At 49.3% G+C, this 14574-nt stretch carries 7 protein-coding genes; 1 reads left to right on the forward strand and 6 read right to left on the reverse strand.

The features are described from left to right. Positions 1-57: 57 nt before the first annotated feature. The 5 genes from MHH92_RS28005 to MHH92_RS28025 form a co-directional block, all read right to left on the reverse strand. A complete protein-coding gene (locus MHH92_RS28005) occupies positions 58-705 on the reverse strand; it encodes a beta-mannanase (protein WP_340907301.1) in 648 nt (215 codons plus the stop codon). A 19-nt stretch (positions 706-724) separates the two neighbouring features. Continuing rightward, the gene (locus tag MHH92_RS28010) at positions 725-2008 is read right to left on the reverse strand and encodes a vWA domain-containing protein (RefSeq protein WP_017691845.1); all 1284 of its coding nucleotides are present in this window, start codon (positions 2006-2008) and stop codon (positions 725-727) included. An 85-nt stretch (positions 2009-2093) separates the two neighbouring features. Further along, positions 2094-4541 carry a transcription initiation factor TFIID gene (locus MHH92_RS28015; RefSeq protein ID WP_340907303.1) on the reverse strand — a complete coding sequence of 816 codons (2448 nt, stop codon included), beginning with the start codon at positions 4539-4541 and terminating at the stop codon, positions 2094-2096. A 1-nt stretch (position 4542) separates the two neighbouring features. Next, on the reverse strand, positions 4543-7932 hold the full coding sequence (locus MHH92_RS28020; protein WP_091036105.1) for a tubulin-like doman-containing protein: 3390 nt from the start codon (positions 7930-7932) through the stop codon (positions 4543-4545). A gap of 241 nt (positions 7933-8173) precedes the next feature. Next, positions 8174-9967, reverse strand: a complete 1794-nt coding sequence (locus tag MHH92_RS28025) for a vWA domain-containing protein (RefSeq protein WP_340907304.1) — start codon at positions 9965-9967, stop codon at positions 8174-8176. A gap of 408 nt (positions 9968-10375) precedes the next feature. Here MHH92_RS28025 and MHH92_RS28030 point away from each other — a divergent pair, with 408 nt between their 5' ends. Next, a complete protein-coding gene (locus MHH92_RS28030) occupies positions 10376-11308 on the forward strand; it encodes a hypothetical protein (RefSeq protein ID WP_340907305.1) in 933 nt (310 codons plus the stop codon). Positions 11309-11798: 490 nt separating this feature from the next. On the opposite strand, the gene MHH92_RS28035 is transcribed toward MHH92_RS28030, so the two are convergent. Continuing rightward, positions 11799-13391, reverse strand: coding sequence for a DEAD/DEAH box helicase (locus MHH92_RS28035; protein WP_340907306.1), 1593 nt, complete (start codon positions 13389-13391; stop codon positions 11799-11801). Between the last annotated feature and the right edge of the window lie 1183 nt (positions 13392-14574).

The following is a 14574-nucleotide window of genomic DNA, read 5'->3' on the forward strand; positions in this document are numbered from 1 at the left end:
GTGATTTACACTTGCACTACGATGACAGAGTAACCTTCCAATCGCTAGTCCAACTATCTAGTCTGATATAAGCCGATAGGCGACTCCATATTTCGGTCCGTCCGTGAAGAATAATCGCACATAATCATCCTTGGCAACTTCAACGGGCGGCATCTCATTTCTTCCGGGAGCAAAATCACTCACAAAAGGATACACCGTACCATCTTCCTTATTCAGCGGAACCCCGCCCTGTTTGCGAACATAACAGAGTGCTTCCTTTGGAACAGGTACTTCCGCTGTGACGGTGATCAATACACTTTTTCGTTTCTGAAAAAAACCGCTCTTGTAGCGAATGGAAAAGCGGATATCCGCCTTCCCTGCGCTTGCAATCACCATGTTGTCCTCGTCTCGTTGACGGATCAGTACAGGTCCCTCTTCCTCCATCTGACACACATACACGGTGTACTTGATGGCACCAAAACCTGTGATCCGATCCGTGTAACCATTGCTCGCCTTATATTCCTCTCTTGTGTACAGCTTCAGCTTGCCCTGTGCAGGCTCTTCCCCGGTACGATCATCGCTCATCATATCCAGCTCCAGCCGTTCCACATACACAGCTTCTACCCGTTCCGGCCAGAGCCAGCGAAGTGTACAACGCCCTTCGTTCACCGCAAGTGTCAGTTTTCGAATCAAGGGTGTCGAAGGGTCTGCATCCGTAAACCGCATTTCCATTGACCTCCCGACGTTAGAATCCTTTGCTGCGTGTATCTCTTGGTCTCTGACCAAACCCTTCGGCAGAAGAAGTTCCGCCACCAGCTTCACGACGACCCCTGCTCTTCCGCGGCGTGTTCTCCTTAATCGGAACAATCCAGGAGAAGAGGGTCAATACGCCAGACAAAATGAGCATCGCACCAAGACGTACGAATGTATCCCCCACGTTCGAACCGTCGAGTCCCCACTCCAGCAGAAGCCCTGCCAGTAGACCCGACACCGCACCGCCTATACCAAAGCTGAGCGCGAGATGACGGTTATCAAACACGAGTCCGAGTGACACACCCAGCGCCACGCCAATCAGTAACACTGCTGCTACACGGAAAATCGCCAGATAAACGCTGTGCTCCATCATGCCTGTACGCTCCGTTACCAGCGTCCGTTCATCAATCGTATCGTAGATCTGCTGGAATGCCAGATTCAGACCACCGGAATCCGGTACATCATAGTACATGCCACCCGTTTGCTGGGCAATATTACGTAGCAAATCCGTACCTGATGGGTCCACCAGGCTTAGTCCGACTGTATTAATAGAGATCTGTTCGTTGTTATATTGGGACAAAATATCGGTCGTGTCCGCTTCACTGAAGCCATCGGATAACAAGATGACAACGGTACCGCGTTTCGGGTCCTGTTTGCCCTGAATCTGCTCCATGCCTTCCCGCAGCACGGCATCAAAATTGGTGCCTCCCGAAGTCGTGACAATGCCATCGATTTTGCTATAAACCTCATTCTTGGCCGCTTCACTATCCAGCGCAATAAACGGCTGTAACAACTGCGGTTGGTCATCAAACGTAATGACAGCTACCTGTTTGTCACTCTCCATCTGGCTGATTAGTGTCTTGGCGGCTTCAAAACGTCCGTTATCTGGATCTGTTTCGCTCATGCTGCCCGAGTTATCGATCATCAGTACGATGTCCTTCACTTGCTTCACACCGCCCGGATTGATCTGATACAACAATTGCAGGGCGAGTCCAACAACAAATAACAGAGCCAGTGTTGCCGGAACAAGCAATTTCCACGACAGTCCCAGATACCGGAGCTTCCATGAAGCGCCATTCAGCTTGGGTGAGATCATCTCTGCGATCAAACAGAACAATCCAACGCTCAGCGCCAGTACGCCAAAGTATAATCCCATCAGCAACAGACGTGGCATCTCCCCAAGCCATTGACGCAGCATGATTTCTCCTGCCGCAAAGCCCACTGCCCCGCCAATCAGGCTGAACAGGACCAGGAGAAGATTGATTTTTCGCTGCATGTCTACATGCATCCTTTCCATACCAGCCGTAAACAGGCTGAGTTAATACAAGATTGGTGCTGGGTGTCAGGACACCGACGGCGTCTTAACGAATGGGTGACAACTTTTCCACCAGACCAGCGGGGTGAAGTTCATAGCCATTCTCCGTGTACGAGTCATAATATACCTTGCCGTTCCGATACACCATGAGATCCTCCAGATGGAAACCGCCCATCAGATTCAGCTTCTCCACGCCACTACTGCGTTCTTCGTACACCACACCCAACTTGTAGATACGTGACGTCTCTTCGGCATGTGCCGCGTAGTCCATGAAAGCACTATGATGGTCACCAAAGAAATACTTCTCTTCATATCGATGTTCCTGCGTATAATCGAATACCCGGACCCGAACAACCGCCTGATCCTCCAGCGTGTGGTACAACCTGCGGAACAGATCATCGCGGGTTAATACATCTTTATCTCCGTAGGCAATCGTGACATTCGCCCGCTGCAACAGTTCTTCTTCAAATGGCAATCGCAATGGCTCGGCCGTAAGCAGCAACGAGTGACATACCTCCATCAGCCGTTTCAGCAGACGGTCATCGCCTTCTGTGGCAAGCCGGTTCATGTCTCCCATGTAACGGTCCTCAAACCATACATCCCGTCCGCGTTTGGCTTCCAGGTCGATGATTAGCTCTTCCGTCACTTTGCCGTAGTACTCCATCACGTTCTGGCCGATGTATTCATCGGCAGCAGCGATACTTTGGGCAGCTGTCTCTCGCAGTGTGCGTTCCAGCGCTTCAAGTGCTGCTGTGACGTGACGACTAAAACGATGAAGTTCTTCCATCTCCGTATCGTAGATACGCAGCAGATGTAATTCATTTTCCAGTCGCAGTAATTCTACCTTTGGTACATACACTCGCTCCAGCATGCAGTCAATCAGATTGCGTATATTCCGTTTATCACGGAACAACGCTCGTTTGAACGACTGATCTTCCACTCGCTCTTGCTGACGTTGCTCCAGCAGAGCACGTGCCGATTCAAGCTGCATCGATTTATCCCGAATCAGTCCGAGCAGCGCTTCACGTACACTGCCAGGCTCACTGTCACTCCAGGCAGCCCACTGGAAGTAACCAACCTCTGGATGCTCCGCGCGGGATTGTTCGGCCTGACGGCGCAGAGAGCCGCCAGAGCTGCGCTCACGCACACGCTCTTCGACAAGACGGACAACGTTATCGCGGAAGTACGCTTCAGCTCCTTGTCCAAACAACGCTCTCTCCGCTTCACGAAGTGAGAGCGGCTTCAGATCAGAGAAACTGACGTTATGCGTCATGATGCCACTCATGCCACTAACCAGATCTTCATTGGGCAGCAGACCTTCGACTTTGCGTTCCACTGAGGCCGCGTCCAGTCCAAAGAAAGATAGCTTGTCCTTAATGCTCCAGTCCGGCTCCTGCCGCATGCGTGCGAGCAGATACCGATACAGGTGATATAACACCGTCAGGGCAATCGGCTTGTTTGGCCGCCTGATCTCGGCAAAACCCGCACTGGCATAACCATGCTGATCAGAGGTAGTACGAATATTGTTTTTAAAGGATGTATTGTTGTACGTGTTCGCTCCCGTGCTTGAAACGCTACCCGAGTGATCCACATCCTGCTTCCTGTTCTTCAGCAGGCAGATCCGGCAGATGATCTCGGCATTTTCGATCCAGCCACCGGGAACGCCGGTTCCACGCTCATTTTTGTCGGACAACAGATATACCAGATCAAACAACGGTGACGCGGGATGTGTAACCGGAATGGAGATCCCATCCTCCGTCACCAGCAGTTTACCGCTGAACGTGTAGTCCAGCGACTGCATATAATCCAGTTCCCGCAGAAAAGCGAGGCCTGCTGCGCTGGCATACCCGAAGGAATCCACCTGTTCCATCTCGCTGACCAATACATGCAGATCCGTCTGCACCGACTTGAAGGCTTGGGACAAAATGGTCTCCGTCAGCTTGGTTAGCTCTGGCAACAATACATTCAGCGGATCATCCGCTCTGGTTACCACCGTAACGTAAATCCGATCAAATGACGAGTATAACCGTCCATATTCGGCAATTCGGTTACTGACCCGACGAAGCGTACGATTCAGATCGTAGAGCGCCTGATCCGATTCGTGGAAACTGCGGTGTACATCCTTGCGCCGTGTTTTGGACGGTCGCTCCGTCTGCCCAGCGGACAAAGGCAAGCGATGACAAGTCACCTGACCATCATCGGACGAGCCACCATTCCTCGTTCCACCCGGATGCTCTTTCTGATCTTCTGTACCAATCTGAACGTAGACCACACCGTCTCCGTTATCCCATTTCAGCCGATTGATCTCCTGCACGGCAGACACCGCGGGTGCAACCAGATCACCCACGAAAAGGAACAAAGCCGGGTAATGGATACTGCTGCGTCCATCACCCAAGCTGCCTTGACGCTCCTGCTCTATTGCATACTGCGCTGCATACTTCTCCAGATCACGCTTCAGGGTATTGTTCGAATTGAACTCCATCCCGGCCGCCATCTTACTTCAGCCTTCTGCGAATGTCGTTCAGCTTGGACGACATCGTTCTGTAGAACTGATAGATGTCTTCTCCGTTAGCCAGTTCTACCCGCTCGTATTCGAGACGATCGCGCGATTCCATGAACAGCGCAGCCAGATCATCCAGCTTTGTCAGCAGTGGGGTGATATCCTCAGAAGCTGTAAGATCGTTATCGCGGCGGGAGGCTTTGCGCAACAATGTACTGCGATCCTTCTCCGCCAGACCGCGGAAGTTGCCAAATACTTCATACTCGGCAAAGTTACGGCTCTTCATCAAGTTTGCGAACGGCTCCCATGCGTCTTCTTCCGGGTCACGGTCATAGACGTAGAGCGCACCTTTTTTGACGATGGTATCAGTATATAACGCTTCGATGAAGCGGTCATACCACTGCTCTTCGTCCTGGTACTGGGCAAGAATACCTTCGAGTTCGGCGACTTTTGCCGAGATGGCATTCATCTTCGCCAGTTCCTCACGTACGCGCGCGATCAGCTGCGGGGAGCGTACCAGGTTTTCTTTAGCCATATCTTCATTAATACTGCCGAAAATATCCTTAACTCCCACACGTGGCAACCCTTCGGATTGCAGACGTTTTAGCTCGATCACCGCCCGCTTCACTTCGCCGAGGTTCGGCGTGGTGGACGTGAGACGCATGTCGTAGGCTCCCAGTTTGGCAGACAAGTCAAACGCTTCTGTTGTCACAATCGCATACCGATTGCTTGTATTCTCATCAATGGATTTGGCTGTCACAATGTTGTATCCAAGCGCCTGCTCGAATTCGTTACGCACACGGGCGTTATACTGCTTCACGCGGGCGTTCTCGTACACATCTCCCCATGATTTCTCTGGAATCGGAGACGGCAGATAGGTCCAGTTGTTTTTCTCCGTTTGTACTAAGTGACGACCAATGCCCTCTTTGTCCAAAATGGTACGTTCATAACTTTCCTCATATACTTTGAGCGGTGTATAGACAAAGAGTGGTACCCCGTTGCGGGTGTTCAGCCAGAATATCCGGTTACGCACTTCACTTTCCTTGACGGTAAAATGAGATTTACCTACCGCATTGTTCTGATAATTGCGAATCCCTTTCAGAATGCCCGGCGCCTGTGCCGGTACCGATACAAATCCCCATGAAGGGAAATGCAGACTGCCTGTACTGTTGCTCAGATTGAACACCGGAACAGCCTCATCATCCAACTTGCCAGCAATGAAACGTTCCACGAATTTCTCGACCGACTCATCCTGACCGTATTTGATCACCAGGAAATCTTCCATGGAACGGGTAATCAGATCACCGAATTTCTCACTCAGGAAGTCGGAGATGGAGCTGACGATATCAATCTCGTTTTCTTTCACCCACTGGCTGGAGTTTTCCAGCAATTCACGGGAGAAGTCACGGATCAGATCATCTGTATCACGCTTATCCAACAGCCCGTCCACCACACTGACGATATCCGGTACACTTACAACGTTCCAGTAATATGTTTTGTTGCCTTTGTGATCAGCTTGTTCCTCGCCGCGTGTCAGCAGATCACCGTTCTTGGCGAATATCGAGCTAAGGGCATTCAGCGTTTCGGTAAATACGTTATAAATGCGGCTGTTCTCCTGGTTCAGCAACTCATACAGATCTTCATAGAACTCGATCATCTGATCGTTGCGTTCCACGTCGGCGTGCAGCCAGTACTCATGAATTTTTGCTTCAATATAAGCATTCTTTTTCTTCTCTTTGGAGACAAAAGCACTCTTCGCATCGCCCAGCTTCTCTTCGGACTGCTCCTGAGCTGCTTCAATATCACGCGGAATGCGGAAGGCATTCTCACGCAGCGTTTCGATGTAAGACTGAATCATCTTCAGTACACAGAAACCTTTTTCCGTATAAATCAGACGGGAGACATAAAACGGACCTTGTTCGGGATGCAAAAACATACGCCGGATCTGTTCAGTGAACTGACCCGCAATCTCACCAGGCAGTTGTTTCTTCGCCTTGATATATTCTTCACGAGCACGAGCCAGGAAGTTCTGCTCCAGTTCGGTATCCATATTCACAACCTGTGATTTCACCACGTTGCCATAGGATAAACGCTCACTGTTCTGATAACCAGGTAGCGGCTCTGGCACGCGTGCTTCAAAAGACTTGACCACACTTTCGAGATCAATACCCAGCTTGCGGGCAAACTTCTCGGTATCCTCCTGGTTTGGTGCTTTGGAGAACATGGTGTTCATTTTATCGAACATGCGATACGCCAGATAAGTGGTCATCTCTTCAATCGGCAGGACAGCCGAAGATGCACCGATGATGTTGTAATCATAGTTCGCCGGGTACACCTTGTTCATCTGTGCAATGTTGGTGCGAATGTTGCTGATATAGTCATGGATTGCAAACTCCTCACCCGACTGCTTCTCCTCACTTGCCATGAAGTTGGTAATGTTCTCGGCCGTGACGTTCATGCAGTAATCATAGGCGTTCTCCAGCAGTTTGCCTTCGGTATTCGTTGCAGAGATCAGGTGACACAGGTTAAATGGTGGCAGTGGTGAGTTAACTGTTAAAATATTGCCGTACTTCTGTGTAAACCGCTCACCGCGGCTATCCACGTTCATCCAGTAATCCAGCTCTTTGAGCGCAGCATATCCGTTTTTACGAATGTATTCACGAGTGTGTTCACTCAAGCTTTTGTTGGACAGGTTCACATCTGGCGTGAACAGATATCCCAGCGTATTCACGCGGTCAATCCCGGCAGAGCCGTGATCACGTTCGATAATGCCGCGCACGATATAGGAAATATCGAGGAAACAGCCGCTGCCTGTACCGCCGGACAGACCTGTCAGCAGGAACACCATCAGTTTTTTGTTGGTGCCTACGGATAAGGTTTTGATCTTTTTGTCGATAGCCTGTACGACCTGATTAATCTTGGTGAACAGGAGCAGACGTCCAGCCTGACGCACCCCTGCGGCGCCGTTCATGCCGTCCGTAATGCTCAGTTCGGGAGACAGCCAGTCCGTAATATACGGTTCAAGCACGCTACGGTTCTGTAGAAGTCCGCCAATTTCGGCATTGGACAGCAATACGAATTCATTGATCGGATCAAGTCCGATCCCTTTATACTTTTTGGCACGATCCTGTTCGTTTGTCTCAAAAGCCAGAAACTCCACATTGTCCGGCTTGTCCATTTTTTTCTTGGATACCGGGTCCTGTGGCAGCTTGAAACGACGGTTGATTTGATATTTGAGACGCAGCAACGCATCAATTCCCGTTCCTCCCAAACCAATAATCAGAATGGGATTATCAATCGTATCAACTCTGATCTTCTCACTGACAATACCTCCGCCAAGTGATACATCCAGTTGCTGAATATGTTCTCTAACAATCGGTTTCATTCCATGTCCTCCCTTTAGTTAGACCAGTTGGGCACAAACTCATTACACTTGCCACTCCGATGACAGAGTAACCTTCCGATCGCTGTTATCCTCAGATTTTTTTGGTTCCCTTTTCTAAAGGGATAAATCTGAGGATAAAGGCGAACGCTTCGCTTCTTCAGGTTTTCTCTGTCCTCTCCGTTCTCGTGTAAACAATTATATCCAACTTAAATTTGCATTCCTTTTAAACCAAACAATCAACTTACACCAGATACTCAATTAAAATGGTCTTGTCCGCCTGTTGCAGCGGGATGCTCAGTCGGTCACCGTTCTTCAGTTCAACGCCTGAGCTTGCATCGACTGCACGACCGGATTTCTCCAACGTACCGCCTGCGGTGTTACGGATTATAATTCGATCCCCATTGCTGGGCGTAAATACGTATTTTTCGGTTTCCTTAAGCTCAGGGTCCAGTTGCAACAACTGATGCAGATGAAATCTACCGCGGAAGGATACCAGCTTTTTATATTGCGGATAAGACTTGTCTCCCGTGTTCTCATCACGAATCTCCACAACCATCTGACCTACAAATCCCCGGTTTTTGCGTTTCAGCCAGCCCATCAGGAACCAGGCACCAACACCAACCACGATCAGGGCTATAACACCCAGGATGACAGGCAACCAAGGAAACGGCTTGTCCTGTTCACCGCCTGACGTTGTTGGTTGAGATCCACTTCCGGCTGATCCACTCGCGTTGATCGTGATTGGCTCACTTTCACGGTAGAAGCTGTCTTCTTCCGCACGGATGACTAATTCATAGTTATGATTGTCCGGTACTTCAAACGTTCCGGCAAAACCAGAACCTGTGTTTTCCAGCGGTTGTTCTTCACTTTTGCCTGTATCTACATCTTTCACCACCAGCGTCGCCTTCATATCTGTATACAGATCATTATCCTGAAGTGGCTGACCGCCATTCTCCAGTTTGGCTGCAAGATCTACCTTGTCCCCTTTGGTATAGGACTTGGTCTTAATTGGGTCCACAACGAGCTGAAGATCATAGTTGAACAACAGGTTGATATCGATGCTGTCTTTCGGAGCCCCTTTTACCCGAAGTTTCCAGTCACCTTCTTGGGGTTTCAACAGCTTCACGAGTGAATAACTCTTCGACGTCGAGAGCTTGGCTGCATCCGAGTTCAGGTCCACGGCTTGTCCGGAAGGGTCCGTCAATTGCACTTCCACCGGCTTCGAAGACATGATCGAAATGTTTGCTTCCAATACACTGTCATTCGGTACATTCACGGTAACTTCCTGATAACTGCCGTTTCCCGTTACAGAGGGCAGCTTTACCACATTCAGTTTGGCATGATCCGCGAAGATCTCACTCAGAATCTGTGGCAGATCATCCGGCGTATCGGTAATGAATGATTTACCTCCAGTCTGCTGAGCCAGATCTGCAAGTGCATTCTTGTTCAGCTTGCCATCGGCGTTCAATCCAATCGTATACACCGGAATACCCTGATCCTGTGCTTCCTTCACGGCTTTTGCCAGGTCAGCATCAGATTGTGCCTGTGTACGGCCTTTGGTTTTGTTAAAGTCATTGTTGCCATCCGCCAGCAGCACGATCATTGGCGAGTGGGATGGGTCTGCACCATGATTCAGTATGTTCACGGCTTCGGCGACACCAACTGAGACATCGGTATATGGCCCCCGGCCAAGCTGATCAATAAAATCCTTCAGGCTGCTCTTGTCCGCATCGGACTGAATCTCCAGCATAGCCTTTTCCCGCTCCACCTGATCGGTATAAGCGACAATCCCTACCTTGTCCCCCTGGACTGGCAGCATATCAATAAACATTTTCATGGCTTCATTACTGATCTTATCACGGTCACTTGTATTCATTGAGTTACTTACATCGGCTACAAGTACCGCATCGATTCCGCTTGTCTGTGCCTGAGCCGCTGCAGCTTGTGGCAGCAACGCTTGAGGTAACAGTAGCGTTAGAATTGCCAGCAGAACCATCGTTCCGCTGAGCCAGCGTATTTTGCGTGTCCGCAGCATTGGGTGTACTCCTTCACGTTTGAGATTAAAATGGGAATAGTTTATTATAGGCGTCAAGCCTTAAGGAAATCTTAACAGTCTACTAACAAATTCTGAAAAGCACCCCTATCTTGAGTTACAGTTTTGTAATGACTGACAAAAATCGACGATTTCATGCCTTGAACTGGCACAAAAGTACCAACTATGGAAATATGATATAGTTATTGCCAGCAAACTGCAATATAACAGCGCTTGTTCACCAAGCCATAGAAGGGAACGGATTATGGTTACATACGGATGCCTCGCCATATTGTTTCTTTTTGTCATCATAAAGGTAATTGCACTCCAGCTTCATCGGAGGAAACCAATTTCCCGCGAAGACACGGATCGTACCCTCTACACTATTCTGAATGGTGAGCGTGATTAAGCATGAGTACTAAACTAGTTGTATCCATACGACCATTTCATCGAACGACCTATGCCTATGAAAAGTTGCAAGTCTGCTCACGTTGTGGACAGTACACCTGCCTGTGGGAAGAGGAGTGCACGGCCTGTGGCCGGGGTACCTTGAATTCCGTTCAAGCGAAAGCAACTTCCCGTGTAAAACGCCGGATTGCACGCGACTTGTTCATTACGATATTGTTCGGTGCAGCTGCTACCTATTTCGGTGAGACCATAGATCAGACCATGGCGGCAGCCAGCGTTTCACTGTTGCTTCTTGCCTTACTGATCTTCATGCAGAAACGTTCATTCGAGGTAGAGCAGCAGCGCGAGTTGAAGCGCACGTTACAACAGGATGAGGAACTCATCCGCCAGGGTATTAACCGCAATTGGGCTCTGGTCGCCGAAGCTCGAAAACAGGATGAAGCACTTGCTTATGAGATGCTCCGCGAGATCGGCTCACTCGTCTACAATGACCGGATTCGACTGCAACAGGTTGCGCTGTTACAATCCTTTGTCCTACGCAGTGATATGGATCTGCAGCTCAAGCCCTTGCTCTTACGCAGCTTCGAGCGGCTGCTGGCTGAATATATTGGTGAGATTGCTCGGCTTAAGCCGGATTTGATCCGTGAAGATGCGATTCGTTATATCGCGACCTATGAAGTGAACATTTTACAGCTTCACAATGGGATTCAGATACTTACAGCCGTAGCTGCTGCTGCCGTGCGCAAGAGCAAATATATTGAGTTATTCCCTAGTCTTATTACCCGCTACGCCCGCTTTATGCCCAAGGATCGATTCATGCGGCTCTATCACACAATTGAACGCTATCCAAGCAAGGCACGAGGGGGATTGGCAGAGTCGGTAGGTCGGGTGTATAACGAGAAATATCGGGATCAATACGCAGATGTTCAGCTGTAGGGATGATATATTGAGAAAGAAAAACGTAGTTTAGTGCAAACTCACTCCCTGTATATAGACGAATGCAATTTCATCCATCCCTGCATGCGCGTCAGCACCACAGATCAAAGGTTATGCTTCTAATGATATAAGAATTAATCCAAAAACACCCCATCCTTAGGTCTAGGATGAGGTGTTTTGAATTTTATGGCAGTCTGCCAAGTGCTATGAGCAGTACACGAAAAAAAGAAAAACTAGATGGGGAATACCTAAAAGGCATCTTCCATGGACCAAGCAGGCGCGCAAACAGGCACTCGCAGATGACAAAAAGAATAAGCGGAAATGATCATCTGTCCTGGTGAAAAAGGGCCGCGACGTGGTTCCGTCGCGACCCTTGATCTGAGGGTTCGGTACATCTGTACCCGAACCCTCTCATATGCGCCATGCCAATCCCTGTGGCATGGCATGGTGCCTACGCAATTGCGGCTACATCGCCGCTTGCGCCAAGGCTTTACCGTCCGCGACGAGAATCGCGACGGTCACCCTTCGCCGGTCCGCGTCCTGCGGATTCCGGACGGCGAGAGCCTTCGCTACTGCGCCCGGAGGTGCGCTTGTCGGCACTACGGCCAGCCCAGCCGCTGCTAGCTGCGCGGCCGCCTTGGCCCGCTGCACCGCGGCTGCTGTCGCTGCTACGCGCGGAACCACGACCTGCGCTGCGCTCGTCGCCACTGCGACCCGCACCGCGTCCACCTTGACCTGCTGCTCCGCGACTGCTGTCGCTGCTGCGGCCACCACTGCGGCCGCCTTCACTGCGTCCAGCTTCGCCGCCGCGGGAACCACGACCTCCACGTCCGCCATCTCTGCGATCGTTACGGCCTGCACCGCGACGGGCACTACCAGTTCCGGAAGAGCGTCCGCCTGAACGTTCGTCATCCCCTTGACTGTTGATGGAACGTCTAGCTGCTCCAGTTGAAGCAATTGGACCTTCGCTTGTCCACTGGATACGGGACAGCTTTTGGTCAATACCTTGTTCAATACGTGCAAGTTCCGGTCTGTCATGCTCTGTTGCAAACGTTACAGCAAGACCTGTACCGCCTGCACGGCCCGTACGACCAATCCGGTGGATATAACTTTCCGCATCATGCGGCATATCGTAGTTAAATACATGCGTAACGCCTTCAACATCAAGTCCACGTGCAGCTACATCTGTAGCAACGAGTACTTGCAGTTTGGCATCGCGGAACGCTTTCATTACGTTCTCACGCTTGGATTGGGACAGATCTCCATGAAGTTCATCACTTGCATAACCTGCTTCACGCAAATCTTGGTTTAGCTTGGATGCACGACGCTTGGTCCGGCAGAAAATAATCGCCAAATATGGGCGATACGTATCAATCATGCCGCGAAGTGCTTCTAATTTACCACGATCCGTGCATTCCAGCACTTGCTGGCGAATTTGTTTGATCGGAATAACAGATTGAGAAGATACTTTTACATCTTCCGGATCTTTCATGTAGGTCTTCGCCAGGTTGCGAATGCCCTTAGGCATCGTTGCTGAGAACAGCATTGTCTGACGTTTATGTGGCAGCTCGCTAAGAATCGTCTCCACATCGTCCAGGAAGCCCATGTGCAACATTTGGTCAGCTTCATCCAGCACCAGTTTTTTCACATTATCCAGCTTCAACGTGCCACGGCGCAGGTGATCCAGCAGACGACCCGGTGTACCAATAACGATCTGGGTACCGTTCTGCAATTTACGCAGTTGCTTGTCCACATCCTGCCCGCCGTATACGGCAAGCACGTGCAGTTTATCATCATTTGCCGTGAGCTTCTTCGCTTCTTCCGTAATTTGCAACGCAAGCTCACGCGTAGGCGCGATAATCAGCGCTTGCGGAGAACGGTCGGATACGTTAATTTTCTGAATAATCGGCAGCAAAAATGCCAGCGTTTTCCCTGTTCCTGTCTGTGCCTCAGCGATAATATCGCGTCCACCCAGCAGTACCGGAATCGAACGCTCCTGTACCGGAGTCGGCACGGCGATTCCCTGATGTTTCAGGATCTCGCACCATTCCGGGCGAATGCCCAGTTGTTCAAAGTTTGCCAATCGTTACACCTCTGTATATTCATTTAGATAAGTCCATTTCATAATGACTCAGTATCAGTATCTGCCATCAAGACTAGTTTTCCTTAGTTCAATCATGATTATGAAATGAATTTTTAAAAAGCAATCCACTCGTTGCTCTTCTTCTCCATACCCTGTAGTTTACACGTTAGTCAAGCAAAACAAAAGGGGACACAGCGTTACACCCCCAACTTGTAGCACAAAATTTCCAAGATCCGCGTGACTTGTATCGACCAAGTGAGTTTGAGGATGGTTTTGACAGAGAGTGTGAGGTTGGTTTTGAGAGTAACTATAGGAGCCCCTCTGAGAATGATGATGAGTGGAGTAAGCTAAAGCGCTAGCTCGAAGTATGACCCTGACTCTGTAGAATGGGGTTGAGGATTGAACTGCACATGGTCAGGCGGAGGTTATAGCGGGCTACAGTGTCTGATGGCACTCCTTGAGAAAGATGTATTGGATCGTTATTTCATAATCCTTGGATAGTTAGAGATATCGTTGAGATTGAGATAGCTGCTATAATTCTATAAATTGTTGTACAGGATATTCTGAAACAGATCAAAAGGAAGCTATTTCGCAAAAGTTTCAGGAATTGAAAGGTACCTTACATAACTCTGTACATTGAGATCAAGATTCAAGATTTCTCGTGGTTCAAAAATAGCTCTAACGCTGAACCTCCCACGTACCACTGATTCTAACGAATCCAGGGCACCCTATTACGCCAATTAAAGCCGTTTGGATTTTCTAACGAACTCCAGTCACTTAATTACTCGGAAATACCCGCGAAACGACATCAGTATAGGTGGAATCAGCAAAATAAGATGTCTGAGATTCGTTAGAATAACGAAAACATGAAATAACTCCATATAAGACGTGCCAGGTTCGTTAGAGTTTTCACACACTGAAGAACACAAGCTTAAGCACAATACAGGAATAACAACATTTACCAAAACCAGAACACCAACTACAAAAACTAGAACTAGGAACAACAACCAGCACTACCTATACTTCTACTAGAACTATTACTACAACTTCTACTACAACTACCACTACCACTACCACCATTAGAACTACTACTACTACTTCTTCTTCTTCTTCTTCTTCTTCGTTCTTTTTCTGTTCTCTTCTTCACTGTACACACCACACACTCTAATAAAAAAAACAACGA

Origin of the sequence: Paenibacillus sp. FSL M7-1414, from assembly GCF_038003195.1 — a bacterium.
GTDB classification, from domain to species: domain Bacteria; phylum Bacillota; class Bacilli; order Paenibacillales; family Paenibacillaceae; genus Paenibacillus; species Paenibacillus amylolyticus.

Excerpts from the sequence above, each read along its gene's own strand:
- MHH92_RS28005 (WP_340907301.1), bottom strand. The coding sequence starts at position 705 with ATGCGGTTTACGGATGCAGACCCTTCGACACCCTTGATTCGAAAACTG.
- MHH92_RS28010 (WP_017691845.1), bottom strand. The coding sequence starts at position 2,008 with ATGCAGCGAAAAATCAATCTTCTCCTGGTCCTGTTCAGCCTGATTGGC.
- MHH92_RS28015 (WP_340907303.1), bottom strand. The coding sequence starts at position 4,541 with ATGGCGGCCGGGATGGAGTTCAATTCGAACAATACCCTGAAGCGTGAT.
- MHH92_RS28020 (WP_091036105.1), bottom strand. The coding sequence starts at position 7,932 with ATGAAACCGATTGTTAGAGAACATATTCAGCAACTGGATGTATCACTT.
- MHH92_RS28025 (WP_340907304.1), bottom strand. The coding sequence starts at position 9,967 with ATGCTGCGGACACGCAAAATACGCTGGCTCAGCGGAACGATGGTTCTG.
- MHH92_RS28030 (WP_340907305.1), top strand. The coding sequence starts at position 10,376 with ATGAGTACTAAACTAGTTGTATCCATACGACCATTTCATCGAACGACC.